Origin of the sequence: Chryseosolibacter indicum (genome assembly GCF_018598585.1) — a bacterium.
GTDB lineage: Bacteria > Bacteroidota > Bacteroidia > Cytophagales > Cyclobacteriaceae > Chryseosolibacter > Chryseosolibacter indicus.
On sequence record NZ_JAHESD010000014.1, the window covers coordinates 66,756 to 91,918 of the forward strand.

The 25,163-nt window shown below is 39.3% G+C and carries 24 protein-coding genes; 12 read left to right on the forward strand and 12 right to left on the reverse strand.

All coding sequences use genetic code 11. From position 1 onward, the window contains the following. The first annotated feature begins 3 nt into the window (after window positions 1–3). Window positions 4–1,206, forward strand: a complete 1,203-nt coding sequence (locus KK060_RS08780; protein WP_254153340.1) for a porin — start codon at window positions 4–6, stop codon at window positions 1,204–1,206. Window positions 1,207–1,277: 71 nt separating this feature from the next. Here KK060_RS08780 and KK060_RS08785 read toward each other — a convergent pair whose 3' ends face one another. From KK060_RS08785 to KK060_RS08795, 3 genes are all read right to left on the reverse strand, one after another. Next, window positions 1,278–2,534: a phospholipase D-like domain-containing protein gene (locus KK060_RS08785; protein WP_254153341.1), complete on the reverse strand. Its 1,257-nt coding sequence runs from the start codon at window positions 2,532–2,534 to the stop codon at window positions 1,278–1,280. 124 nt (window positions 2,535–2,658) lie between these two features. Then, window positions 2,659–3,297 carry a PAQR family membrane homeostasis protein TrhA gene (gene trhA / locus KK060_RS08790; protein ID WP_254153342.1) on the reverse strand — a complete coding sequence of 213 codons (639 nt, stop codon included), beginning with the start codon at window positions 3,295–3,297 and terminating at the stop codon, window positions 2,659–2,661. A 50-nt stretch (window positions 3,298–3,347) separates the two neighbouring features. Then, window positions 3,348–4,592: a DUF2264 domain-containing protein gene (locus KK060_RS08795; protein ID WP_254153343.1), complete on the reverse strand. Its 1,245-nt coding sequence runs from the start codon at window positions 4,590–4,592 to the stop codon at window positions 3,348–3,350. 374 nt (window positions 4,593–4,966) lie between these two features. Between KK060_RS08795 and KK060_RS08800 the strand changes: the two genes are divergently transcribed. Then, a complete protein-coding gene (locus KK060_RS08800) occupies window positions 4,967–6,220 on the forward strand; it encodes a GAF domain-containing sensor histidine kinase (protein ID WP_254153344.1) in 1,254 nt (417 codons plus the stop codon). 32 nt (window positions 6,221–6,252) lie between these two features. Here the strand turns inward: KK060_RS08800 and KK060_RS08805 are convergent, their stop codons facing one another. Continuing rightward, on the reverse strand, window positions 6,253–7,500 hold the full coding sequence (locus KK060_RS08805; RefSeq protein WP_254153345.1) for a 7TM-DISM domain-containing protein: 1,248 nt from the start codon (window positions 7,498–7,500) through the stop codon (window positions 6,253–6,255). A gap of 199 nt (window positions 7,501–7,699) precedes the next feature. On the opposite strand from KK060_RS08805, the gene KK060_RS08810 reads away from it, so the two are divergent. Both KK060_RS08810 and KK060_RS08815 read left to right on the forward strand, forming a co-directional pair. Continuing rightward, window positions 7,700–8,710, forward strand: a complete 1,011-nt coding sequence (locus tag KK060_RS08810; protein ID WP_254153346.1) for a hypothetical protein — start codon at window positions 7,700–7,702, stop codon at window positions 8,708–8,710. Further along, window positions 8,707–9,699: a hypothetical protein gene (locus tag KK060_RS08815; protein WP_254153347.1), complete on the forward strand. Its 993-nt coding sequence runs from the start codon at window positions 8,707–8,709 to the stop codon at window positions 9,697–9,699. The genes KK060_RS08810 and KK060_RS08815 overlap by 4 nt, the downstream gene beginning before the upstream one ends. A gap of 124 nt (window positions 9,700–9,823) precedes the next feature. Here the strand turns inward: KK060_RS08815 and KK060_RS08820 are convergent, their stop codons facing one another. From KK060_RS08820 to KK060_RS08825, 3 genes are all read right to left on the reverse strand, one after another. Then, complete coding sequence (locus KK060_RS08820; protein WP_496196140.1) at window positions 9,824–10,096, reverse strand: hypothetical protein; 273 nt, start codon at window positions 10,094–10,096, stop codon at window positions 9,824–9,826. Next, window positions 10,059–10,235 carry a hypothetical protein gene (locus KK060_RS25350; protein ID WP_496196139.1) on the reverse strand — a complete coding sequence of 59 codons (177 nt, stop codon included), beginning with the start codon at window positions 10,233–10,235 and terminating at the stop codon, window positions 10,059–10,061. Before KK060_RS25350 ends, KK060_RS08820 begins: the two co-directional genes overlap by 38 nt. 66 nt (window positions 10,236–10,301) lie before the next feature. Beyond that, window positions 10,302–11,699: a sugar MFS transporter gene (locus tag KK060_RS08825; RefSeq protein WP_254153349.1), complete on the reverse strand. Its 1,398-nt coding sequence runs from the start codon at window positions 11,697–11,699 to the stop codon at window positions 10,302–10,304. A 134-nt stretch (window positions 11,700–11,833) separates the two neighbouring features. Here KK060_RS08825 and KK060_RS08830 point away from each other — a divergent pair, with 134 nt between their 5' ends. The 5 genes from KK060_RS08830 to KK060_RS08850 all read left to right on the forward strand — a co-directional run bounded on the left by KK060_RS08830 (window position 11,834) and on the right by KK060_RS08850 (window position 15,413). Then, window positions 11,834–12,481 (forward strand): hypothetical protein, encoded by a 648-nt coding sequence (locus tag KK060_RS08830; protein ID WP_254153350.1) that lies wholly within the window; start codon window positions 11,834–11,836, stop codon window positions 12,479–12,481. A 33-nt stretch (window positions 12,482–12,514) separates the two neighbouring features. Then, window positions 12,515–12,898, forward strand: coding sequence for a helix-turn-helix domain-containing protein (locus tag KK060_RS08835; protein WP_254153351.1), 384 nt, complete (start codon window positions 12,515–12,517; stop codon window positions 12,896–12,898). Window positions 12,899–13,007: 109 nt separating this feature from the next. Further along, on the forward strand, window positions 13,008–13,547 hold the full coding sequence (locus tag KK060_RS08840; protein WP_254153352.1) for a hypothetical protein: 540 nt from the start codon (window positions 13,008–13,010) through the stop codon (window positions 13,545–13,547). 56 nt (window positions 13,548–13,603) lie between these two features. Continuing rightward, on the forward strand, window positions 13,604–13,867 hold the full coding sequence (locus KK060_RS08845) for a hypothetical protein (RefSeq protein ID WP_254153353.1): 264 nt from the start codon (window positions 13,604–13,606) through the stop codon (window positions 13,865–13,867). Between the two features lie 169 nt (window positions 13,868–14,036). Next, on the forward strand, window positions 14,037–15,413 hold the full coding sequence (locus KK060_RS08850; protein WP_254153354.1) for an MBL fold metallo-hydrolase RNA specificity domain-containing protein: 1,377 nt from the start codon (window positions 14,037–14,039) through the stop codon (window positions 15,411–15,413). 100 nt (window positions 15,414–15,513) lie between these two features. On the opposite strand, the gene KK060_RS08855 is transcribed toward KK060_RS08850, so the two are convergent. From KK060_RS08855 to KK060_RS08865, 3 genes are all read right to left on the reverse strand, one after another. Beyond that, on the reverse strand, window positions 15,514–18,612 hold the full coding sequence (locus KK060_RS08855) for an efflux RND transporter permease subunit (protein WP_254153355.1): 3,099 nt from the start codon (window positions 18,610–18,612) through the stop codon (window positions 15,514–15,516). 167 nt (window positions 18,613–18,779) lie between these two features. Continuing rightward, the gene (locus KK060_RS08860; RefSeq protein ID WP_254153356.1) at window positions 18,780–19,373 is read right to left on the reverse strand and encodes a DUF4142 domain-containing protein; all 594 of its coding nucleotides are present in this window, start codon (window positions 19,371–19,373) and stop codon (window positions 18,780–18,782) included. Window positions 19,374–19,502: 129 nt separating this feature from the next. Beyond that, window positions 19,503–19,805, reverse strand: a complete 303-nt coding sequence (locus tag KK060_RS08865) for a hypothetical protein (RefSeq protein ID WP_254153357.1) — start codon at window positions 19,803–19,805, stop codon at window positions 19,503–19,505. Between the two features lie 163 nt (window positions 19,806–19,968). Between KK060_RS08865 and KK060_RS08870 the strand changes: the two genes are divergently transcribed. Both KK060_RS08870 and KK060_RS08875 read left to right on the forward strand, forming a co-directional pair. After that, on the forward strand, window positions 19,969–20,745 hold the full coding sequence (locus KK060_RS08870; protein ID WP_254153358.1) for a HipA family kinase: 777 nt from the start codon (window positions 19,969–19,971) through the stop codon (window positions 20,743–20,745). Further along, window positions 20,723–21,124 carry a DUF3037 domain-containing protein gene (locus KK060_RS08875; RefSeq protein ID WP_254153359.1) on the forward strand — a complete coding sequence of 134 codons (402 nt, stop codon included), beginning with the start codon at window positions 20,723–20,725 and terminating at the stop codon, window positions 21,122–21,124. The genes KK060_RS08870 and KK060_RS08875 overlap by 23 nt, the downstream gene beginning before the upstream one ends. 201 nt (window positions 21,125–21,325) lie before the next feature. Here KK060_RS08875 and KK060_RS08880 read toward each other — a convergent pair whose 3' ends face one another. Then, on the reverse strand, window positions 21,326–22,963 hold the full coding sequence (locus KK060_RS08880) for a carboxylesterase/lipase family protein (RefSeq protein ID WP_254153370.1): 1,638 nt from the start codon (window positions 22,961–22,963) through the stop codon (window positions 21,326–21,328). A 190-nt stretch (window positions 22,964–23,153) separates the two neighbouring features. On the opposite strand from KK060_RS08880, the gene KK060_RS08885 reads away from it, so the two are divergent. Then, on the forward strand, window positions 23,154–23,624 hold the full coding sequence (locus KK060_RS08885) for an SAM-dependent methyltransferase (RefSeq protein WP_254153360.1): 471 nt from the start codon (window positions 23,154–23,156) through the stop codon (window positions 23,622–23,624). Here the strand turns inward: KK060_RS08885 and KK060_RS08890 are convergent, their stop codons facing one another. Further along, window positions 23,625–24,956, reverse strand: a complete 1,332-nt coding sequence (locus KK060_RS08890) for an amidohydrolase (protein WP_254153361.1) — start codon at window positions 24,954–24,956, stop codon at window positions 23,625–23,627. Between the last annotated feature and the right edge of the window lie 207 nt (window positions 24,957–25,163).

The window sequence follows — 25,163 nt, forward strand, 5'->3', positions numbered from 1 at the left end:
AAAATGAAAAAATTACTGCTCTCGTTTCTTCTCGGCACACCATTTTTTTCAATAGCGCAGGAATCCTATTGGATAAAACAGGATAGCTTGTTCAAATATGTTCAACCAGTTGCCAGTCTTCAATTATGGAGTGCATACACCATAGGTGAAAAAGAACAATTGTCTGAAAACGGACCCCTCGAAAGGGTTCAAGATCGGGTTAATTTCTTAACGCGAAGAGCCCGAATCGGGTTTAAGGGGAAGCCCTACAAAAAGCTTAGTTATGCGCTAACAATTCAATACGACAATCTAGGTAAAGACCGTTTCGGGGCAATACGTGGTGGAACCAATACAGGGCAACTTGGAATACTTGACGCCTATGCTACCTGGAAGATAACCAAAAACGACATTGCTTCTGTTACAGTAGGCTATTTTCACCCTCAGTATAGTCGTGAATGTATAACAGGAGATTTGCTTGTAAACTCCTTCGATAAGTCACCTTCGCAAACCTATATTCGCCAACATATAAATGGCAAAAGTTACGGACGCACAACAGGGATAAACATCGGAGGTATGACGAGAAAGAATCTCATAACTATAGGATACAATGTAGGTATTTTTAACAACAATAGCACAGCAGCAAATGACACCAAGTATGCCGAAACATCAGGGAAGTATTGGAGTCCTTTGTTGGTTGACAGAGTAACTTTTTCCATTGGTGATCATGATATGAATACATATTCAATTAATTATGACGCTAATAATTATTTTAACAAACGCAAAGGAGTAACCGTTGGATTCAATACAACGAGCCAAGGCAAAACAGATATATTCAGTTCTAACGGCTCACTTGGAGCTGACATTTTGTTAAACTATAAGAACGTTAACTTTGATGCTGAATGGAATTCAATGTATCGCAGAGTTGAAGGCAACACTCGCGAAATGAAAACGTATCAGATTAGAATAGGATATAACATCATTATTGCGCGTAAAGCTTTTTTTGAACCATCCTTTATGGTGATGAAATTTAGAGGCAATGAAAATGCAGAAGCATCAGGTGAAGATATCATGTACGATGCAGGGATTAACTGGTATCTTAATAAGAAGAACTGCAAATTAAGCCTTCATTATATAAAACAAAAAGGTAATGGAGATAATGGCTACACCGACGAAAAAACCTTTAAAAAAGGTGACTTTATAGGATTAGGATTTGTATTGATCATTTAAGATAACGTAAATATTGCTTCGGCTCCATTTATTGGTTGGCCAATAGTTTTAATATATTCTATCGGGACATCTTACTTTCTGATCTTTAGATGTTCGTAAACCAAAGCAAGTTTACCTGCTTCTTTTTCTATTGTAGTTTTTATATTATCAATTGACAGCTCAGGACTTCCTGCTGTATAATTTTTACCAATAATGAAGCTATAGTATTTCCAGTCATCGTACTTGGTGAATGTCCAAAGTGCGTCTTCTGTTGAGAAAGAATCAAGCGGTTTTCGTTCTCCAAAAATTTCTATCCAATATCCACTCCCTAATCCTTGTATTGTCTTTAATAAGCTACCACGATACCCTTCTTCTTCCATTTTTCTTCGGAATAATTCCCGTTCTTCTTCACTTCCTTTTTCTTTACCGATCACTAACCAGACTCCTACATCTTTCTGGCGAATAACAACCTGCAAATTCATGAAATCTTCAGTACGACTGCGATTGTATGTGCCTGTTAATTCAGAATCCTTTCTTCCATAGATAAGCTTCATGGAGCGTACACTTCTGTCAGTATAGTAAAATGGATCTACGCTACTTATTAAATTATCTGCGTTGTTGCTTGAATAAAAACCAAGGCCTTCTAGATGATCTTTAATCTGCTCATGAAGCTGAAGAAGCTTTTCTTTTACGGTATTTCTTTCTGCTTCTACCGATGGTGAGTTTAGTGTGATTTTATTAGTCGCAAAGGTCTGGTAATCTTCCTTTTTAAAATACTGAGTTCTGAAGTTGATAGAATCAAACCGAAAACCACGTGCTGTAAGTGCAATCACCTGTTCCTTTTCTTCACGAGAAATAATTTCACGTTGCTTTAAAGCAGGATAAATCAATTCATACTCCTCAATTAAATTCTCTGACAACGGTTCAGAAAACTCATAATAGCTTGTATACCAGGACAGCAAAGCTTCTATTTCCTTGGGATCTGTTATCTTATAGAACATCTCCTCGTAATCTTTTAATCCGCCCATAGTAAGTGCGCCAGATCCTAAAAAGCCTATTGACTTCCTATAAGGCAAGTCAAAAACATATACGTTGGCATGAAAAACGTTCTTTGTAAAAATCTTTACAGTAATTCTTTCCTGATAATGCTTCCAGATCTTTCTTAACACAGCAGGAGAAGTAAGTTCATCCAAGCCTGTAACGATATCTATTTTGCATTTAGGAGATAATCTGCTTCTGACAAATTCAAATGCGGATTCTGAAATAGCTGTAGTTGCTACATAACAATGCACAGCTTGCCCAAGTATTTTATCATTGACAAGTGGTACAGCAAGCTTCTTCGTAATCATTTATTCCTTTTTTATAAGGAGCAAAGATTAAAGGTTTACGGAATTAAATGAATTTCTAGCAAAGAATTTTGAAATAGTTTCTGTTAAGTAAACGAAACAACAGCTATATGCTACTTGTTAACTTTTAAGGTAGCAAATAAAACACTGAAAAGAAGTGAGATATACTTCCGGCAAGGACAAAGAGATGCCAGATACTGTGATAGAAAGGCTTAATGGTATCTTTTAAGAAGAAGTAAGTTCCAGCGGTATAAAAAACACCTCCTATCATCAGAAAGATAAAGGTTTGTGCATTGACAGCAGTATAAAGAGGTTTTATAGCAGGAAGGATCAGCCATCCCATAACTACATATAAAAATGTTGAAAGACGTTCGTATTTCCCTGTATGAAATGCTTTTAATACAATACCGGAAACAGCGCACGCCCATGTGATTCCGAAAATTGTCCAACCTATCCATCCAGGTAAAGCGGTTAAACAAAAAGGAGTGTAAGTTCCAGCTATCAACAGAAAGATAGACATGTGGTCAAACTTTCTAAACAGGGACTTTGCATTTAAATGAGTAAGGCTATGGTAAAGTGTTGACGCGAAATATAAAATGACCATTGCAGCCCCGTAAATTGAAAAGCCTACAATGTGCCATACGGTCCCACATAGTGACGCCGCGACAATGAGAACAACAAGTGCTGCTATTGCTAATGCTGCACCAATACCATGTGTTATCGCATTGGCAATCTCTTCCTTAATTGAAAACAATCCCTCTTTCATTATTTTTATTATAAACGCAGTTTTGGTTAAAAAATTCTATTAAGCCGCCTTTAATTTGAATATGTAAGTGCTTTATCTATTGGAAATTCAGCACCTGAGAAAGCTTTTTTACTGGTCCAATCTATGGCTGGACCAGACCAGAATACATCTTCCGTAGGTAGACCCAATGGCAGAAAAGCAACGGTACAAAGGTATAAACTTCCTGTTGAGATATACCCTTCACCTACACCAGGCTGATGTCCACATAATCCGATAGTCAACCATCCATTCTTATCAAAAGTATTGGATGCTTCCATCGTTCTCCTGATCACCGCTGTTAATGCACTTCGAACCTGAGAAGGTAACAACACTTCAGGTAATTGCTTTTGTAGTGCCATCTGGGCCAACAATTGGAAGGCCCCGCATCTGTATGCAATTGACCTACCAACAGGAGGAAATGTACCTTCTGGTGAAATTAACCTTTCCTGGATTGCCGCATATCGTTTTGCTCGTACTGTAAAACGATCAACAAGATCCCTCATCCCCCCTGTTTCCTGATTAATGGTTTTTACAATGTCCAGCAGCATTGGTTGGATCACGTAACTATTATAGTAGTCGTAGTGAAAGTCGGGGCCGTCTCCATACACGCCATCACCTTTGTACCACTGCTCATGTTGTTGAATGGCATAATCGATTCTTACTGCATCATAATCTTTATGGAATTTTAAAAGAGCTGCTTCTATTATAGCTGTGAATAACAACCAGTTACTGAAGTAAGGCTTTATAATCCTTGTTGACTTTAAAGCAGCAATAAGATGAGTTTGTGTCTCCTTATCAAGATTAGACCAGAGTTGCTTCGGTGCCCTGAGAAGTGCATGAGCCAAAAAAGCGGCATCGACCAGGGGCTGTGCGCCTTCTGTAAAATTCATAAAACTAGAAGTACCGGGCGAAACGGAATTATGTATAGAGGAGATTGATAATTTAATAAACTTCTCCCGCAGCTTCCCTTCAGTAGTACCATCTGGCCCTAGTTCGAGCCATGGTGCAAGTCCTGCAAGTGTACGTCCGATTGCCTCAAGATAAGTTACTTTTTTTCTTTCTTCTGTTGTTCCTTGAACAGCCTCTACTGGCATCTGTTGTTTTATTACATCATCGCTCAACGTGGTCAATACAGGTTCAGCAATTTTTAATAGCATACTAATCCAATATTCTCTGTCAGACCGTATCGAGGTGTTAAGAGAGGTTGCTGAAGTATGTGGCCAAATTGAGCCAGCACCTAAAAATGAGATGCCCTTTATAAATTTTCTTCTAATCATAAATGATTCTTTCTGTTCTCTATAACCAGACGATTTGGTTTTCGAAGACCCTGAAAATATGGTCTTACCAATTTCATTATTTCCAAAATTTTATTTGGTGAAGCACAAAGTTAGTATCATTACTATAACTTAAATAAATCATTGTGTTAAAAATCAATGCGATAGATAGTTGAATTTAAATTATAAAATTAAGTCTGTAACCAAATAATTTATTGCCGGCACTAACTTGCCTTTCTGCTGGTTCCTTATTGATTTTAGGTGTGTCGAATCATTCATACACCTCCTGCATAAAAAGCGATATGGATAAGTTTGCAACTTTGTAATTTGTATTCTTTCTGTTTCCCGGTTTTCCACCTTATAAACTTCGTACGCTCATGTCTCCCGTTACCCTCGATACGTTAAAAGCTGACATTGAAAAAGTCAGTCGTATTGTCGTTGTGCCTACCATTCTGAATATTATTTGTGAAGTGACGGGAATGGGTTTTGCAGCAGTAGCACGTGTAACAGAAGATAGATGGATTGCTTGTAGTGTGCGGGATCAGATACAATTTGGACTCGAGCCAGGAGGTGAGTTAAAAATAGAAACAACCATCTGTAATGAGATTCGTCATACCGGCCAAGCCGTAATTATAAACAACGTTGCAGAAGACAATGAATTCTGTAACCATCATACTCCACGTATGTATGGTTTTAAGAGTTATATTTCTATACCTATCTATAAAAAGAATGGGGACTTCTTCGGTACCCTTTGTGCTATAGATCCTAATCCTAATGATCTAAAAAATGAAAAGATCATTGGTATGTTTAACCTCTTTGCCGATTTGATATCCTTTCATTTGTTAAGTGTAGACATGATGGAGTTTAGCAATACGGCTATTGAAACCCTTAGCCGTCAACTTTCAAATTCTTTGGAAGAGAACCGTCAGTACCAATTTATTTCTGATCATAACTTGCAGGAACCGCTACGCAAAATGAGGTTTCTTACAAGTGCTTTGATGAATGCAATAGACCTTGGAGTTACTGAAAGAACCAAAGACCTTGCGGTAAAGATCAATTCCAATGCGCAACAATTCTCGATGATGATTAAAGATATCTCTCAGTTTTCAAGGCTAACATCTGAAAATATGATATTTGAAGAGGTAGACCTTAATCAAATACTGACTGATGTGTGTTTGCAACTTAAGTCGCAGATAGAAGCAGGAAGGGCAATTATTGACCGGGGCGTTTTACCCGTTATTAATGCAGCTCAAATACATATGGAGCAACTATTTTTCCACCTTATCAGCAGTGCCTTGCGACGTGCCCATACTGATACCCCCGCAGTAATAAAGATATCATCACGGTATGTAGATAAGGCCGAGAATGAGCTACCGAATGAATACGAGGTTGAGTATGTTGAAGTGTCTATACAAGATAATTGCAAAGTAATAGAACATTCTCAGTTGGCTAAAATCTTTGACTTGTTCTCTTCCGTTAATCATGAGCATACGGTTGACGGAACAGGCGTAGGACTTGCATACTGTCGAAAGTTAGTCAACGCTCATAAGGGTGTGATTAACGCACGATCAAGTCCTGAGGAAGGGACTTTGTTTTCAATTATCCTTCCCACAGGAAGACAACTGCAGTAGCATTTGTTTTGAAATAAGTACTACTATCTCTTTTAATACTTAACGGTGTCCTTATATAACTGATCAAAGGTGAGCATTTCATTTTCCTCTGTCAGATTCATCATGAATAAGCGAACACCCATAGAAACGGCGAGTAGCGTGTATAAAATAACGAAACTGAAATTGTAAACGAGTATGTTGATTTCGATCACGCCAAGATAAGATAGGACAACATATCCAAAAGTAAGTGCGCCGAGTAAAATTGTAGCTAACATTAGGGTAGCCCCAGCCCTTTCGTATACAAATGCCTTAGCGATGACTATGATAACGTAGATAATCAGGCAGATAGCTGCCAACATGTATACGAAGAGGTAAGCAGTAAATGTAACTGGTTCTGTAAGCAATGCGAACATTGAAAACAAAGCCGATAAGACTGTAAAAACGATCTTTAACACTTTACTGTTAAAATCCTTAGGAAACAAACTTGAAACGAACATCAAAGCAGTAACAATTGTAAAATAAATGCTTAGATGTTCAAGCTTTACAAGCCAAAGCCATGGAACCGTTATCCAATCCTGAATCCTGTACATGTTGCTACAGCACGAATGCAAGGCCCATGCTAATACGAAAAAGGACAGAAATAAGAACGGACTCCGATAGTCGCGGATAATGTAATAAAAGCCGAGTGATATCAAACTTATGGTAACAAGCATTACAATGAGCATGTAATCCGTTACCATAATCAAATTCATTTTATCCTTTAGTAAAGAGGCTTCAGCAATTCTAATTGATTTTCTTGTACCGCCTGTAGCATGATAAAAATTTGACACCTGTAGTATAAGCTCGAGTGTGTCATCCTTTGCCTCGAAGTAAAAAACAGAAGGCTTCCATTCCGGAATCGTTGTTTCCCTTGTTGTTCCAGGTGTTCCATTGGTGCCTAAAAGACTGTCTTTTAACCAAAGAGAGTAGCTGGAAAAGAAATGTGGAACTTCAACACCCAGTCTGGTATTCCTGGCACTTTCAGGTATAATCACCCTTACTCGGTAGGTTCCAAAGTCTATAGTGCTATCGGCTTTCCATACATCCGGAAAAGCAAATGAAGTTCTAAATTTGTCGTCAAATGAATTGTAGGTAAACAAGTGATTGGGGTAAAAATCCCAATATCCATCAAGAGCCTCAGCATTATCTGAGAGCGATGCTTCCCTTAGGTCTATCAGCCCATGATGCTGACTTAAAACCGAGTGAATGCCTCCTCCCCAAAGCATAATGAAAATAAAGACTCTTACTTTACTAAGGATCATGTGGGGATTTTGAATAACAATAATACAAAATTAGTCATATATCAGCCACAACTCGATTAATAGATATCAACTAGGTAATGTTGGTAACACGCCATTTTTGAAACATTTATTACATCTGTTTTTTTACAGTTTTAAGCGGCCGTTTTTGCAGTAATACAACTGGTACTTTAGAATAAGTAAAACTTAAACAAAAAGACCTATGATTATTTATGGATGGAATTCCTTTAAACTGGATGAGTGTAAGCCCTCTCAACTTGGCTTATCTCCGGAACTGGACGGACAATTTAGGATTGAAAGAAGGCAGAAGTATTTTCATCTATTCTGGATTCCTTTCTTTGGTATCGGGAAGATCTGGGCTTTAAGAAAATCTGATGGCAATTTGTACGAGCCTACAGCACAATTAAAATCACTCCTTGACGCACTCCCACTAGCTCATAAAACTCCGTGGTATACGTATTCGCTCTTTTTTGTACTTGTAGTAGGTGGCTTATTATTTTACGTTTCGGATTCTATTAGTAGCTATAATCGCAGGATTAGCTATCAAAAATACAGAGCAGAATTCAACAATAAACTAACGTCTGCTGTAAATCAAACTGTTCCAGGTACTCACTTTCGTCTGCGTTTAGCCGATAATTATGAGAAGTATGCTTACCTGAAGTATTTGCGCAGCGATGCAGAATACATGACTTGTCTTTATACAGGCTTAAAAAACAGAGATTATTCAGACAACGAAATGCTCGAGGCGTTTGTGGTTGCGTCAGAAAAAGAGGCGTTTGACACTGTAAAGATCAAAAAAAGTGACCTGCTGCATACTCTAAATACTAAAGACGAATATTCTTTTAAAGGCCATACTGTTATTCAAGGTCTGGGTAATATGATTTTCGATGAAATGGAAGTATACACGTTTCCGGTATTCAAAAACGTAGCCGTTCAATATCAGGAAGGGAGGTTTTTTGCGATTATACAGAATATTGGTGCTGGTGGAAAAGTAAAGGAGTTTACACCTGAACCTGCAAATCTTGAGTTGGATAAATCCATTTATTCAGAACAATTTAAGCAAGGAGGCGTAGTGGTGCTTGAAGGAAAATATAATGATGCTGAGCCTGTATTAAGGGCAAAGATGCAGGTTAATTCAGAATCCGACAGTACGACACAATACGACCTTACAATCAGAGGTACTTATTTAGCACTTAAACAATCTACACGATGAATACCAGAAGAATTGTTTGGTTGGCCCTGTTGATTCTAGACCTTTTCGTTTTCTTCTTTCTAATACCAATTGATGTTTATGACAGCGCTGATATATTATTGAGTTTTATTGGTGCAATTGGCTTTGGAATCTGCCTATTTATGTTCCTTGGTAATTTCGGCTCCTTGTATGAAATATTTGGAGACACCAGTCAAGATGAGCAAGAAAGTATTTGGAAAAAGATGGCCGCGCTCTCTCTAATACCCTCCCTTGTTCTTGTAATTGTGCTGGTCATGTACCGGTCAGACGAAAAATCTGATGAATTGAGTACCTACGGTAAACTTACTAAAGGCCAGGTTGTTAACGGGAAATCAACTACATCCAGAAGGCGGTTTCAATCAAACACTTCATATTCCATCAATGTTTCTTATGTTGATTCGCTTCAAAAGATACATACCTTTGAAGCAAGTGTCAGCGGAAGTGATTTTAATAATCTTTACCAGGGAGCAATAGTAGATGTTATATATTCAAAGCGCTATCCTTCCCTTGCGGAAGTTGTATTTGACTTAGAGCAGCTTTCGAAGTACATAAAGATAAATAATGAGCCAGTTAACATTACTCACTTGCTTACAATGTTAGAGGGTAAAGTGAGAAGGGATTCGATTGTTGATTACCTTAATTCAATTAATTACGAATGGTATCAGGACGAAGAGAGAGAATACTATAGAAATGATCGGCGCAACTTAGCCATTAATCTGGAGCACGATATACTTACTTTTGTAAAACCTAGCAACCTGCTTGTATCTAATAATGAACGAAATTCATTTGAAAACACAATTCTTGATAAAGGTTTTGAGAAAAAAGCAAGTGAAATTAACGGCGAAACACAAGTGATGTATTACAACAATGCCTACATCATCTACCATCAGAGAAAATCCAGTAATCACGAAACTTCAATGGCAGTATCATTTTATGATATCTATCAAATCATGAAGGTTTCAGGTAAATAGAAACTTTTACTATCAACAGCACAATTGATGTGACAATCAATTGTGCTGTTCTAAAACTATTAAAGCACTACTTCTTTAATGCATTAAATTTTATGCTATAGGACTTGATGACAGAGAGAGTCGTTCAGTCCCTATCATGCACCGAATACCAACCTTGTGGCTCATGTGGCGGATCTCCTATAAAATCATCGTTCAGTTTCCAAAGACCTTCTGGTCTTCGAGGTCTTCCCTCTCCTGCCCAAGCCCAGAAATTGACGCCTGCAAGTGAACTCTTATCTTTTGAAGCCCGTTCATACACGTTCTTAAAAATAGCATCATAATAAGCATCCCGTGCTTTCGTATCCGACCCTGGATCATGACTATTTCCATCTCTCGAAATCCCAAACTCTTCTAACACCAAACTTGACTAGTTTATTCGCAATCTTCTCATGATCTTCAATATAATTAACAGCGTACTGAATGGACTTTGACAAAGTAGAGTCAGGCTTGGCAGGATCGTAAATATTCCAATTCTGGCCCCAGATATGAATCGTCACAACACAATGATCTGTAGGTATCTTAGGTTAAAGATGCCATGCTTAAACGTGCTAATCACTAAATTATTAGGCAGCAGTTCTTTTAACTTTGTAGCCCTTAAATCCATAATAGAAGATATAGAGATAAGGTATCGTAACAAACATCATCGCTTTCTGATATCCCACATACCCTACAATAAGTCCAGTTACAGGGGTTAAGATTGCTCCTCCTACTATTGCCATCACAAGCAAAGAGGAACCCTGACTTGTATATTTTCCAAGATCTTTAATAGCAAGAGCGAAAATCGTCGGGAACATAATAGAGTTAAAAAGACCTATTGCAAGAACAGACCATAATGCAATGCCTCCATCAGTTAAAACAGTAGTCAGTAGTAGTCCTACAACAAATAGAGCAAAGACTGTAAGCGTTCTCGCAGGCATTGATCTGCCGATTAAAAATGCAATTATGTTTCCTGCAATTAATGCAAGAACAATAAATGCAACCTGGGTCTCTCTCGTGATCAGATAGACAGCAGAAACTGCAATAAGTGTAATGACAGCAACGAATAAATACTTCTCGCTGCTCTTCTTATTGGTAAGGAATATAGATGCAATAAAACGTCCCACCATTGCGCCACCCCAATAGTAGGCGACGTAATTTGCAGCTGTAGCTTCGTTGAAGCCCAATAGCTCCTCAAAATATCTGATTAGGTAACTTCCAATTGCAACTTCACCTCCAACGTACATGAATATTGCTACGACTCCTAACGTAAGATGTGAGAACTTAAGTACCTCTAACCCCTTTTCGATTTTCTCACCTGTAAATTTGGGTAATTTAGAGAAGTAAATGACTACAGCTATTAACAGTAACGTTCCTGCTAGGAATAAATAAGGAGATTTCACTGCGTCCGCGGTCATATGCTCACGGCCACCCACGCTTTCAAAAATAAGTTTTGCTCCTATAATTGGCGCTATGGTTGTACCCAGTGAATTGAATGCCTGTGTCATATTCAACCTGCTGGATGACGTCTCCGGATTTCCCAGCAATGCAACATAAGGGTTTGCAGCCATTTGTAGTATTGTGATTCCCCCTGCCAGAATGAAAAGAGCCAAAAGGAAAGTAAAATAGCTGATTGTTTCAGCTGCAGGATAGAATAAAGCGCATCCAATAGCAGCGGTAATAAGTCCGACAATAATTCCGTTCTTATAGCCAATGCGTGCAAGCGGATCACCAAGATTTGCTGAGATTATAAAGTATAATAGAGAAACTATAAAGTAAGCACCAAAAAAAGCAGACTGAATAAGTCCCGCCTGTGCTGGACTTAATTTGAAAATGCCTTGCAGGAAAGGAATAAGAATATCATTCATGCAGGTGATAAATCCCCACATAAAGAACAATGTAGTAAGAATGATTAGTGGAGCAGTATAATTCTTATTATCGGTTACTCCGGTTATGGTAGTTGAATTGGTGACGATAGATGCCATCTGGTTAAAATTTGGCCTCAATAAACTAATATTTAATACCGGAAGCAAATTGACTAGAGTTGAAATGCTTTTTATAGCCTAACCCTGCTATTTGTTCTATTTTTATTATTTTAAAGGCCGAAGCATAGATCATTTTGGAACTTGACTTAATTACTTTTATTCAGAGTACTTTCCTGGGAATTTTATTTATTACGTATAAGAAAGGTATTCGCCAGGCCAACATCTTCTTAGCGCTTTTCCTGCTTACCGAAAACTTCAATTCTTTACTCAGCTACTTCTACTCTTCAGGGCTGGCCTTAACGCACCACCTTCTGCTACAATTTCCAACTTTCTTTCTGTTTCTTTCAGGCCCGCTGCTCTTCTTATATGTAAAAGCACTTCTTGCTGAAGAACAAATTCAATGGAGAAAGTATCAAATAATATTCTTACCTGCTGTTATTGAATTAGTTATTAACCTATTTCTTGCATTTCTGTCTTTTGATGCGAAAATGAAGCTCGCCAATAACGAGAATTTTGCTTTAGCACATCATATCTTCAGCTTGACTGCCAGCATCTACAACTTACTGTTCATAGGATATTCGATACGGCAAGTAAAATCCGTGAGAGTGAAAGAATTACATTTTAAAGTAGAATATCTTTATTGGCTTCTGGGATACTGGCTGGTACGAGTGAGTTTCTGGTTTTTATATTTCTTCTGCGTGCTAACCTTAGATGGAATAATTGACCCTGTTCTTTATACATCAGAAATTATCTCATTCTTAAGTTTCGTGGATTTTATGTAGGTGTTTGCCATCAGTTTTTTCAGTTATCATCACATGGCAGATATTCATAGAAGGAGGTCTTCGAGCTACTCAATTTCCCCTGACTCATCACACGCACTGTATGACAAACTGCAGGATTTAATAGCGAAAGAGAAAATCCATTTAAATCCTGAACTTAAGATCAGTGCTATTGCTCACAAACTTGATACTAACGTTAAGTATCTTTCACAAATCATTCAGAATGAAACTGGCAGAACGTTCATCGAATTTATTAACGAAAAGCGGATTGAAGAAGTCAAGCAGCGATTAAGCAATCCTGCATACAGCCATTATACCATCATTGGAATTGCAGAAGAATGTGGCTTTCAATCAAAGTCTACCTTTACCCGTGTTTTTAAAAAGACAACCGGCTTTTTGCCCAAAGACTACAGAAACTGATTTATTTCAATAAAATGGGTTTCATCTGCGGAAAACGAAACCTGCCGAGTAGAAATAACCTGTTTTTACGGCGTTGCATCTTTACGTTTGTGATAAATAATTGCATTGCATGAAAACAACATTGGTTCTCCCATTACTTATCCTTCTTACAACAAGCGTTATCGCTCAAGTGTATGTGCTACCCTTCCAATACACTGAATCAGGACATATTTTCATGGAAGCTGAAATAGTAAACACAGGAAAGAAAGGAATATTCGTTTTTGACACGGGTGGCAAAAACGTGCTTAATGAAAGAGTTTTTACCGGAAAAGAAAACACATTTGATATTAAGTTGGGCAATTTGGTTATATCAAATCAGTCTTTTGTAAAGCATGACTACACTAAAGTTTTCACAACTCCTGATCTCCAAAAACTGTATGGGATGCTTGGTCCTGACATAGCTAAAGAATACATATGGCAGGTTGACTATCGCAAGCAGTTGATTGTGGTCACAAAAAAGTTAGCAGAACTGAGCCCTTCAACGCTTGTCGCAAAATCTCCTTTAATCATTAAAAGAAAGTTCGGATTAACATCAATTCAGCTGCAATTGAAAACCGAAACATTGCCTGGATGGTGGTTTACTATTGATACCGGTTCACCTGAAAAATAAGCGGTCATGTAAATACGTTAAAAAAAGTTTTCCTAAAAGAAGACCCTTCCATAAAAGTGGATACTATAGCTTATGCTACTTCCAGTCCCTATCTGTTAAAGAAACAAAATGATGGCAAAGGATATCGGGTTCACCTTCAGGATACCTATCTTAGTAATTTTAAATTCAGTACTTTAGATGTTGTTTTTAATAACTCCGGAGGAAGTACAATTGGAAATGGTTTCCTTCAACATTACATAGTTACATTTGATTTTATTGATAAGACAATTTATTTATTTCCTAACGACCATGGAGCTACGTTAGATGCATCCATCGAATGATGATTAGCTACTACTGCTGCCAGATTCTATTGTTGATATATTGCCTCTCTTTTCTGAGCAAAAGCACCTTAATTGAAAGGAACATGTTTTGAACATGATCATCCGCTTTTAATCCCGTTAAGGGTTAGAGCTGAGTATTTGTAAAGACATCATTCATTTTAAGGAAGCTATGGAATTATCGTTTTATGGTGCAGCTCAATCCGTTACCGGAAGCAAACACTTGATTACATTAGGCAACGGCAGGAGAATACTTCTCGATTGTGGGATGGTTCAAGGGAAGAATGGAAATAATGAAGACCTCAATGCAAGTTTTTTATTTAAGCCTGAAACTGTTGATTATCTTATTCTATCGCATGCGCATATTGACCATTGCGGATTGATTCCCCGTTTGGTAAAGAAAGGATTTAAAGGAAAAATATTTTCTACTCCTCCTACCCTTGAATTGTGCAAGATTTTACTGAATGACAGTGCCAACATCCAGGAGGCGGAAGTGCGAAGGTCAGATACAAAAACAGAACCATTATATGGTAAGGATGATGTAGATACAGCTTTTAGCTTATTCACTACTGTCGAGTATGATAAACCTTATACAATAGATGATTCTATAGAATTGTTATTTACCGATGCTGGTCATATCCTGGGAAGTGCTGTCGTGAATTTAACGATTAAGGAAAACGGAAAGGAAAGACATATTGCATTTACAGGTGATATTGGAAGATACTGCAACCGTATATTGAAGTCGCCGCAGGCCTTTCCCCAGGCAGATGTTATTATTTGCGAATCTACTTATGGCGACAAGCTTCACGAAACAATTGATAACTCAGAAGAGAAACTACTGCGAATGGTTAATTATACGTGTGTAGAAAAAAAAGGTAATCTTCTGATTCCGGCCTTTAGCATAGGAAGAACACAAGAATTAATATTTTCATTAAATAAGCTCGCAGAAGATAATAGACTGCCAGACGTAGATGTTTTTATTGATAGCCCAATGTCCGTTTACGCGACCGACGTGATGCGCGACAACAAGCAATATTTCAGTGACTCCATGCAGGAATACCTGAAGTTTGATTCTGATCCATTTGGCTTTGATAGACTTCACTACATTGTCGATCACAATGATTCAGCAGAATTACAAAAGTTAGATAAACCTTGTGTTATTATTGCTGCATCTGGAATGATGGAAGGTGGACGTATCGTACACCATTTAAAGAATAACATTAGCGATCCTAAGAATACAATTCTTGTTACAGGTTATTGTGAGCCTGCAACTTTAGGAGGAAAGATAAGCCATGGCGCAGAAGAAGTAGTAATCATGGACGAAACCCTCCCGGTAAAAGCTGAAGTCATTTTTATGAATGAATACAGCGCTCATGCCGACTACGGCGACCTCCTGAAGTTATTAATGCGCCAGGATAAAGAGCAAATCAAAAAAATTTTTCTGGTACATGGAGAAAAGAGAACAATGGTGAGTTTTAAAGATATTCTTGAAGAATACGGCTTCAAGAATGTGGAGATGGCTGAGTATAGGATGTCTTATGAAGTTTAGCTTTACAAGTCACCTGTTACTCGGCGATATGTAGACAAGCTGTACTCCAACGTCAGCATTATGCTCTCAATAGCCATTTATTAATTTGGTTAATCGACCCTTATACCAAATCCTCTGCTATTATAACTTTTTGTACGTTATCACGTTCCTGATGCTTCTTCTGTTTCGACAGACATGAATACATTGCAGGTATAACAAACAGCGTCAGAACAAGAGAGAATATTACTCCGCCTACAATTACTAATCCTAAAGGAACACGACTGGATGAAGCAGCGCCTAACGATAAAGCAAGAGGCAAAGATCCTAATGCCATGGCCAGGCTTGTCATGAGAATGGGGCGAAGGCGAAGTTTCGATGCTTCAATAACTGCCATATTTTTGGATAATCCTTCTTCCTCTTGTTTCTGATTGGCGAATTCAACGATAAGAATACCGTTCTTTGTAACCAGGCCTATAAGCATAATAATGCCTATCTGGGAGAAGATGTTCAGCGTCTGTCCGCAGATAAACAACGCAAGCAGTGCTCCCGTAATAGCAAGAGGAACAGTAATCATAATTACCAGTGGATCTATAAAGCTTTCAAATTGAGCTGCAAGTACAAGATAAATTAGTCCGAGGGCAAGCAGGAACGCGAATGTGGTATTACCTGAGCTTTCAGCAAAATCTCTGGAAGAACCACTGAGAGAAGTGGTAAATGTATCATCCAGAAGTTTAGAGGCAATTTCTTCCATTGCTTTAACACCATCACCTATGGTTCTTCCCTGTTCAAGGCCCGCCGAAATAGTAGCAGATTTATAACGGTTAAAGTGATACAACGACGGAGGTGTTGACGACTCCTCAAGTGATACGAAATTATCGAGAGAAACAAGCTGCCCGCTTGCCGTACGAACATACAGGCTTTTCAAATCGTTAGGGTCATCGCGGTTACCTCTGTCTACCTGGCCAATAACCTGGTATTGTTTCCCTTCTTTAGTGAAGTATCCGAATCTAAGGTTACTGTACGCCAATTGTAAAGTTTGAGAAATATCTTCCGGGCTGACTCCTAATTCCGTTGCCTTTAATCGGTTAATGATTACCTGTAACTCGGGCTTGTTAAATTTAAGATCAGCATCTGCGTTTTGTAAAACCGGGTGATCATTAGCTTCGTTAATGAATTGCGGCAACACCTGTTTAAGCTTCTCGAAGTTATTATTCTGAATAACAAACTGAATCGGTTGACCCGGTCTCTTATTGGTTGAAATTGTCTGTTCCTGTGCTGCATAAGCCCTGCCAACCGAAAAACGTGACAGATTGCGATTAACCATGTTTACAACGTCCTGCTGCGAGCGCTCACGTTCAAATGGGTCGTTTAAGAAAACGCGCACCATACCATTGTTTGTTCCTCCTGTTCCTCCCCCTGCGGCACCTGTTAAAGAGTAAATGATGTTTGCTTCAGGAATAGAGTCCATGAGGAATGTAGTAATCTCATCAACATAGGGTTCCATGTAATCAAAGGAAGTTCCTTCAGGTGCTGATACCTGTAAACGGAGATTACGATCTTCTAAAGGAGCTAACTCTGATTGGAGGTTTTGCATAAGGATATAGGACGTAGCAATGCAAATGATGAGAATTACAAGTGCCAGCCACCGCCAATTCATAAAAGTTGTTAAACTTCTTTGGTAGATGTTTTCCATCCCTGTAAAGAATTGTTCAGTAACAGTATAAAATTTTGATTTTTTGCGATGATCTCTTGTGAGCTTTACGCTTAGCACGGGTGTAAGCGTAAGCGAAACGAAACAAGAAATTAATACTGCACCGGCAACCACAAATCCGAATTCCCGGAAAAGCCTTCCTACAAAACCCTGAAGGAATATAATAGGAAGAAAAACTACAGCTAACGTAATTGAAGTAGCAATTACCGCAAAGTAAATCTCTTTAGATCCCTCGCGGGCAGCATCCAGCTTGTTCATACCGCCCTCCAGCTTTTTATAAATGTTTTCCGTAACAACAATACCATCATCCACTACCAGACCGGTAGCCAATACAATTCCAAGCATCGTCAATACATTAATGGAAAATCCCATCAGGTACATGATGAAGAACGTTGCAATCAATGACACCGGGATATCGATCAATGGACGAATGGCTATGATGAAATCTCTGAAGAACAGGTAAACAATTAATACTACCAGAACAAATGAAATAATAAGCGTCTCTTCTACTTCTGAAATGGCCCGTTTTATAAATACAGTTTGGTCAGTTGCTACAGTAAGTATTATGTCATCTGGGACCTCCTTCTTGATTTTCTCAAGACGCTTATAAAATTCATCCGCAATGGCAACGTAGTTTGCTCCTGGTAAAGGATTTAATGCAACTCCCACCATAGGAACAAGTCGTCCTTTAAGAATTATCTCCTCATTCTCCGGACCAAGTACGGCTTCACCTACATCGCGAAGACGCACAGTGCCAGTAGCCGTTGTTCGAATCCTTACATTGTTAAAGTCATCTTCTGTATAAAGTCGTCCAAAAGTACGTACGGTAAGATCAGTAGAGCTGCCAGAGATTTTACCGGAAGGAAGTTCTACATTTTGTCTTCGCAGCGCATCCTGAACATCCAGCGGAGTAAGTCCATAAGCACTCAATTTCCCCGGATCAAGCCAAATGCGCATTGCATACTTCTTTTCCCCAAGAATGCGGGTACTGCTTACGCCTGGAATTGTTTGAAGGCGCTCAACCAGTACGTTGTTCGCATACTCTGTTAATTCAAGTTGATTTCTTGTATTGCTTTGTACGGTTAAAGAAATAATATAGTCAGTACTTGCATCGGCTTTTGAGACTTCCGGTGATGAGTCAAGGTCTTGCGGAAGTTGCCGTATCGCTTGAGAAACTTTGTCTCGCACATCGTTGGCTGCGGCTTCAAGATCAATACCTAATTCAAATTCAATGTTGATGCTACTGGAACCCTGGCTGGAGTTTGACGAAATATTCTTGATACCTGCAATTCCGTTTATTGACTTCTCTAAGGGTTCAGTAATCTGAGATTCAATGATATCTGCGTTTGCACCTGAATATGCTGTTCGCACGCTAATAACAGGTGGGTCGATAGCCGGGTAATCCCGAACGCCCAAAAAATTGTAACCAATTAAGCCAAAGATTACAATAATAATATTCATGACAATTGCCAAAACAGGACGTTTCAGGCTTAACTCCGAAAGATTCATAAAACGAAAACGTGCAAGGTAAAATTAGAACCGAAGATATTGGTTTTTTAGAAAAACCGTTATGATTACATATAACCGGCTAAATATGAGTTTTGGTGGAATGCCCTGCACTCAAACAAAAAGGCAATGAACCAAAGCTCACTGCCTTTCAAAAATATGTCTAGTTATTATTGATCTCCCCTGCTAAAAGTTTGGAGCAGCTTGTTTTCAACGCTATCAATCGCTTGCGCGTGTGTTCTAAGCGTACCAAGCTTTCTTGCTGAAAATGCACGGATATCTGCATCAGAAGCTGCTGTTGCCATGTTTTCAAACTGGTAGGTATTTTCTTCATTTACCTGTTCAAGCATTCTTACATAGTTCTTATCAAAATCTTCTCTGTCTGTTGCTGTAAGCTGCCCTAATGATTTAACATGAGAGTCACTCATTTCACTTGGTAATTTAATCTTCTTCTTCCTTGCGAGTTTGTTAAGTTCTTCACCCAATTCCTTATGATCTTCAACACTTTTTTTAGCCATGTTTACAACTGCGGCGCTATAGCCTGATTGAACAGCCTTTTCGGAAAGTCTTGATTCAAAAAGATTAAAGCTTTTAGCGTCAACAAGAAATTGTGCATCTGCTAATGCTTTAGGATCGTCAAACTGTTTCTTATTCTTATTCAACGCTTGCTGATAAGAAAGATTTTGTGAACATGACATAGCAAGCGTCAGGATCAAAAGTGCGCATAGATAATTACGCACTGTAGAATTGTATATAATTTTCATAAGTTAAAATGTTAAAGAGTATTAGTTTGGTTGTAATAGCTTTAAAAAATTCTATACCAGTTCGTATATGTATTACAAAAAAGTCCCGCGGTGCGGGACTTTTTTGCTCAACACATCTATTGTTTAAGACTATCTTTCAAGTCCCCTGTCAATATCCGCAACGCCTGCTATATCCTCAGAATTGCTACCGGTTACGCGTGATCCAACACCTCCACGAACATCGTTGGCAAGGTCTTCTATATTGGAAGTGTCTTTCTTCTTTCTTCCGGAATTTGCATCCTCTGTGTTAGCATCAGCACCGGGCTGGTCTATTGTTCTGTTCTGTGACTGATCAGGCCTCATGCTGGTATGTATCGTTGTCCTTTCCTGATTTTCTATGTTATCAGCAGGTGTTCTGTCCATCTCATTATCATAATTTCTATTGTCGCTCATAACTTTAAAATTTAAGTTTTAAATAACTATCAAGCTGTAGATAGCTCTCCTTAGGATATCAAAAAATCGTTCCTTTGTGAATTTATTAAACTAGTTAAGCCAGCAGTAATTTGCATTAGTATAAATTTGCTGCTTACTTTATGGCTGCATTTAAATATATGCTGTGTTAAGAACTGTTAATGTTACCCGTTATGTAACACCATTGCGCGAGGGTGGCTCCCTACCCGCCATCGTTGAAGCTGATGACGACTTTCTGTATGTGCTTAAATTCAAAGGCGCTGGCCAGGGAAGTAAAGCATTAATTGCAGAACTTATAGGAGGAGAAATAGCGCGATTACTTGGTTTTCATGTGCCCGAAATTGTCTTTGCTAATCTTGATAGTGCTTTTGGGCGTATTGAAGGAGATGAGGAAATTCAGGATTTGCTAAAGGCAAGTACAGGACTAAATCTTGGACTTCATTACCTCTCCGGCTCTATTACGTTCGATCCATTGGCTACGAATATTGATGCAGATCTTGCTTCAAGAGTTGTTTGGCTTGATAGTCTTCTTATGAATGTTGACCGCACATTCAGAAATACCAACATGCTTGTCTGGCATAAGGAGCTTTGGTTAATTGATCACGGTGCTTCGCTTTATTTTCACCACTCCTGGAGTGACTGGGAAAACCCTCAACGTCCTTTTCCAAAAATCAAAGATCATGTACTTCTTTCAAAAGCTAGCAGACTTGAAGATATAAGCAAACTGTTTTCATCGTTACTTACACAGGAGAAGATTGGTAAAATCGTTTCACTGATACCTGATGAATGGCTTGTTAATGAAAATAAGTTCGATGCTCCCGAGGAATATAGAAGTGCTTATGCTCAATTTCTAAATACACGAATTGCTAACTCAGATTTTTTTGTAAAAGAAGCAGAATATGCAAGAGAAGCACTTGTTTGAATACGCTGTTATTCGTGTAGTACCGCATGTTGAGCGAGAGGAGTTCCTCAATGTAGGAGTAATACTTTATTGTTCAAAATTCAAGTACTTAGATACCAGGTTTGAAATTGACGAACTACGTCTTCGGGCTTTTTGCAAGAAGCTGGATTGCCAGGATTTTCTGCATCATATACAGTCTTTCGAGAAAATATGTAAAGGTGGTGCCGATGCAGGACCTATTGGTAAACTTCCAATTGCTGAACGCTTCCGTTGGCTTACCGCTACACGCAGCACCATACTTCAAACATCGAAAGTGCATCCTGGTCTGTGCGATGATCCTGCTGAAATGCTTTCTAAACTATTCGCTCGACTTGTGCTGATCAATCAGGATCAGGATTGATTCAGCTCAATACGCTCTTCTATAGATCAAATCTCATTCTAGGTATCTGACGGAGAAGCGATAAAGTGGCAACAAGCAACATGGCTTGGTCCCGCAGGCTGGGCAAGACGAGCGTGATGTTGTTTATCCGCTCGTCTTGCTTTGCCATCTTCTGCATTTTACTGTTTGCGAGACAATGGTGCTTGCGTTTCAGGATTTTCCTTAATTATTTTTATAAGCATTGTCAAGGAAAATATAACGCGCATCGTCTTTTGCGTCAATAGCTTTCGATTGTACATCAATGATCATAACAGGTGGTGTCGTATCGGTGGCTTCTGCGGCAGGCCACTCGGGTAAGCTAGTGCCATTGGGATTACCTTTGATAACGAAATTAGCAAAGTAGTTGAGCATGGTCTCCGATACCTTATAGTCATCACTTGTCCATGCATATTCTTTTATCAGATGAAGGTTGCCCATACAGTATTCAATTTCACAAGCATGTGGCGCTCCTACAGGCTCAGGCGGTTTAGGCGCGGCGTCATTTTTCTCTACCGTTCCTCCTGCCAGACCTGACGTCTTCGATTGATCTACCAACGGCGGACGAAGTTTGCTATACAAATATCTATACACGGGTTGTTTTGTATTTTTGCGGTGCAGGTCAAACCACTTCCAGGTGCTGTAAGCGATGAAACGATCGGACGCTAATGCGGTGGCAGATATTTCAATTTCTTTAACAGATCCATGCGGATAAAGCTTCAATACTTCCTGGAAGCTATCAGGGTATACTTCTTTAACTTTTTTCACATAGTTCTCTTCGGTATAAGGCAACCCTTGCATAAAGGCCATCCCGGGAATTTCAGCTGAATTCCAGCCGAGTAGTAACGGTACTTGTGCATGTTCTTTTGCCTTATAGATTTCAGGAATAGTTTTCGGATAGAAGTATCCATCAATAACGGTAGGAAACCCAAAGCGTTTTGATTCATTGTAGATCTCGTATACCTCGCGCGTGCTTAAGGCCCGAAGCTGTGCCAATGTTGGATAGCCCGCATTCTTTGCAAACTCTGCACCTATCTTTTCAGCCTCAGCTAACGGCACAGGTGCAAGTGTTGGGTTTATTCCTGCACCGCTCTCTCCTATTGCTCCGGCAATTAAATCCTTGGACAAAGGGGATGTCATTTGTGCGCTCACGGAAATAGAACCTGCTGACTCGCCGGCAATGGTCACTCTTTTAGGATCACCACCAAAAGCAGTGATGTTCTTATTTACCCATTTTAGTGCAGCATGCTGATCGAGCAAGCCGTAATTTCCGGAAGCTTTATAAGGCGACTCTTTGCTTAGTTCAGGATGTGCGAAGAAACCAAAAATGTTCAACCTGTAATTTACAGTAACCACTACTATGCCCTTCTTTGCCATGCTTGCACCATCATAGCGCGGTTCTGATCCATCACCAGCTACGAAGCCACCACCAAAGAAATAAACAAGCACCGGAAGCCCGGTGGTATTTCGTTTGGCTGGAGTCCATACGTTAAGGTACAGGCAATCTTCGCTTAAGCCGTCTGATCTTGAATTCATATCGCCAAATACAACGGCTTGCACAGGACGTGGGCCAAAAGCTTTTGTTTGCAGCACGCCTTTCCAGCTATCGGGTGGCTGAGGTGCTTTCCACCGAAGATCGCCCACAGGCGGTTTGGCAAAAGGTATTCCGAAATACATCTGTAGTCCTGACCGGGTATCATAGAGGCCTTCGATTGTGCCTTGCTCTACTTTTGTCTGAACAGCAAAACCATAGTTATTATCCTGTGCTATTGACATACCATAAATTATGGCAAGCAGTGAAATCAGTAAAATATTTTTTCTCATCATAGTTCTCACATTGTGTACTTGTTACACTACAACATAAACATAGATTATCTTTTTTAAACTTATGAGAAAATTGACATAAATTTTAATCCTCTCTGGAAAGAAAATTATTTGCTATTATTATAACGAATTAATATCAATATTCTTGAAGCCTGGTTCACTAGCGCGTTTTATTTGGGCTAATAACATTATGGATCTTGCTCCAGATGATAGTCTGCTGGAGATAGGATGCGGTGTTGGCATTCATGCTGAGTTAATTGCGTCAAAGCTTAATTCAGGAAGTATAATGGCTATTGATCGTTCCGACGGTATGATCAGCAAAGCGGTGTTAAGAAATGAAGCTTATATAAAAACAAAAAGAGTAAGGTTCAAGGAAACCGCGTTGAGTCGGTTTTCAAGCACGCGGGTGTTTAATAAGATCTTCTGTTTTAACATCAACATCTTCTGGACAAATAAAGAAGTGGATCGTGAAATGGAAATCATAAGAAAACACCTCACCCCTGCGGGAACATTCTATATTTTCTATGGTCCGATGGTTAATGACAGTCGAAAGATTGTTACAGCGGTGCAAAAGAATCTAGAGCAGTCACATTTCAAGCTGTGTGAATTGGTTAAAGATGCGAACCTGAATTGTTGCGGTTTTATCACAAAGCCATTGTGATCATAGCGCTTTAAAAAGTTCCAGGGATGCAGTGGTCATAGCGTTGATCCCTGTTTTTATTGTAGGCTCCATTTGAGGAGCAAAAGTCGGAGAATGTAAAGACGGCAATGCAACACCTTCTTTTCTTGATTTCTCCATCAGCCCCTTATCAACCGTGCCCAGCCAAAACATGCTGATAGGAATTTTCTTTTCCTGCATGCCAAACCTGCTGAAGTCCTCTCCTACCATGGATGGGGGCATCTCAATTACTTTGTCATCTCCAAGTGCTCCCTTAAATACCTTCACAAGCCTGTCAGTAAGTTCTTTGTCGTTAAGGGTTGCCGGAGTTCTCGGTTCATTTATAGTTATTTCTGGTAACTTCTCTTGTGGCAACCCGGCCATCTGTCCCAAATGTTTACTCTTATTCTCGATAGATGATATGATGTGTGCTCTTACTTCCGGTGAGTAAGAACGAAGCGTTAACTGTAGTTTAACCTGGTCGGGGATAATGTTATGAACAGTACCACCATGAATTGAACCTACCGTGATTACTGCAGACTCTAATGGATTAACTTCACGACTTACGATGGTTTGAAAAGCCAGAATCATCTGGGCGCTGAGTACAACTGGGTCTACTGTTTGATGCGGTGCTGCCCCATGCCCGCCCTTACCCTGTACTGTAATATTCATCATATCAACGCTAGCCATAAACGGACCTGCGCTATAACCAATAGTGCCTGCTTCCATGCCTGCATGATTATGAAGGGCTATAGCATAGTCAGGATACGGAATCCTTTTGTAGAGGCCATCTTTAAACATGCGCTCTGCACCAAAACCATTTTCTTCTGAAGGCTGTGCCACCATTACCAAAGTACCCTTCCAATTCTTCTTATGTTCAGCAAGAATGCGCGCGGTGCCAACAAACACTGTCATGTGAACATCATGACCACAAGCATGCATTACCGATACTTCATTCCCTACAGCATTGATACCTTTTACTTTACTGGCATAAGGTAAGCCAGTTTTTTCTTCCAAAGGAAGCGCATCCATGTCTGTTCTAATGAGTACGGTAGGTCCTGTTCCGTTTTTTAATATGCCGGCAACACCATGCCCTCCTATGTTCTCAACAACTTCAAAGCCTGACTTTTTTAATTCTTCAGCCATGGTCTTCGACGTCTTCTCCTCCTGCAACGACAGTTCGGGGTACTCATGAAGGTTCTTGTATAAACCCTCCAGTGACGGATATTGCTTTAGGATGGATGCCTGTATTTGCTTCTGTAGTGCCGATTGCTTTTGAGCAAACGTGCAGCTGAGGAATATGACGTATAAAAAGATGGTAAGACGCAATTTCATAGGACACTAAGTAATGTTCAAATTCACTCAATTACAAAAGTGAGTGCTTTTAATTTTTTTATTATCCTTATGGGTTTGATTTTACTCGTTTTCAAACCAGTGCGCTTGTTTTGGTGTCTCAGTATTTAAGATGAAAAATCTTAGTCTAAGCAAGGTCCCTGAGTTCGGACCATGCGTAAGTTCCCGCCTGACTTATCAATTTCTCCG

What these genes read in the sequence shown, in the direction of transcription:
- KK060_RS08780 (WP_254153340.1), top strand. Translation starts at nt 4, where the DNA reads ATGAAAAAATTACTGCTCTCGTTTCTTCTCGGCACACCATTTTTTTCA.
- KK060_RS08785 (WP_254153341.1), bottom strand. Translation starts at nt 2,534, where the DNA reads ATGATTACGAAGAAGCTTGCTGTACCACTTGTCAATGATAAAATACTT.
- trhA (WP_254153342.1), bottom strand. Translation starts at nt 3,297, where the DNA reads ATGAAAGAGGGATTGTTTTCAATTAAGGAAGAGATTGCCAATGCGATA.
- KK060_RS08795 (WP_254153343.1), bottom strand. Translation starts at nt 4,592, where the DNA reads ATGATTAGAAGAAAATTTATAAAGGGCATCTCATTTTTAGGTGCTGGC.
- KK060_RS08800 (WP_254153344.1), top strand. Translation starts at nt 4,967, where the DNA reads ATGTCTCCCGTTACCCTCGATACGTTAAAAGCTGACATTGAAAAAGTC.
- KK060_RS08805 (WP_254153345.1), bottom strand. Translation starts at nt 7,500, where the DNA reads ATGATCCTTAGTAAAGTAAGAGTCTTTATTTTCATTATGCTTTGGGGA.
- KK060_RS08810 (WP_254153346.1), top strand. Translation starts at nt 7,700, where the DNA reads ATGATTATTTATGGATGGAATTCCTTTAAACTGGATGAGTGTAAGCCC.
- KK060_RS08815 (WP_254153347.1), top strand. Translation starts at nt 8,707, where the DNA reads ATGAATACCAGAAGAATTGTTTGGTTGGCCCTGTTGATTCTAGACCTT.
- KK060_RS08825 (WP_254153349.1), bottom strand. Translation starts at nt 11,699, where the DNA reads ATGGCATCTATCGTCACCAATTCAACTACCATAACCGGAGTAACCGAT.
- KK060_RS08835 (WP_254153351.1), top strand. Translation starts at nt 12,515, where the DNA reads ATGGCAGATATTCATAGAAGGAGGTCTTCGAGCTACTCAATTTCCCCT.
- KK060_RS08840 (WP_254153352.1), top strand. Translation starts at nt 13,008, where the DNA reads ATGAAAACAACATTGGTTCTCCCATTACTTATCCTTCTTACAACAAGC.
- KK060_RS08850 (WP_254153354.1), top strand. Translation starts at nt 14,037, where the DNA reads ATGGAATTATCGTTTTATGGTGCAGCTCAATCCGTTACCGGAAGCAAA.
- KK060_RS08855 (WP_254153355.1), bottom strand. Translation starts at nt 18,612, where the DNA reads ATGAATCTTTCGGAGTTAAGCCTGAAACGTCCTGTTTTGGCAATTGTC.
- KK060_RS08860 (WP_254153356.1), bottom strand. Translation starts at nt 19,373, where the DNA reads ATGAAAATTATATACAATTCTACAGTGCGTAATTATCTATGCGCACTT.
- KK060_RS08865 (WP_254153357.1), bottom strand. Translation starts at nt 19,805, where the DNA reads ATGAGCGACAATAGAAATTATGATAATGAGATGGACAGAACACCTGCT.
- KK060_RS08875 (WP_254153359.1), top strand. Translation starts at nt 20,723, where the DNA reads ATGCAAGAGAAGCACTTGTTTGAATACGCTGTTATTCGTGTAGTACCG.
- KK060_RS08880 (WP_254153370.1), bottom strand. Translation starts at nt 22,963, where the DNA reads ATGAGAAAAAATATTTTACTGATTTCACTGCTTGCCATAATTTATGGT.
- KK060_RS08885 (WP_254153360.1), top strand. Translation starts at nt 23,154, where the DNA reads ATGGATCTTGCTCCAGATGATAGTCTGCTGGAGATAGGATGCGGTGTT.
- KK060_RS08890 (WP_254153361.1), bottom strand. Translation starts at nt 24,956, where the DNA reads ATGAAATTGCGTCTTACCATCTTTTTATACGTCATATTCCTCAGCTGC.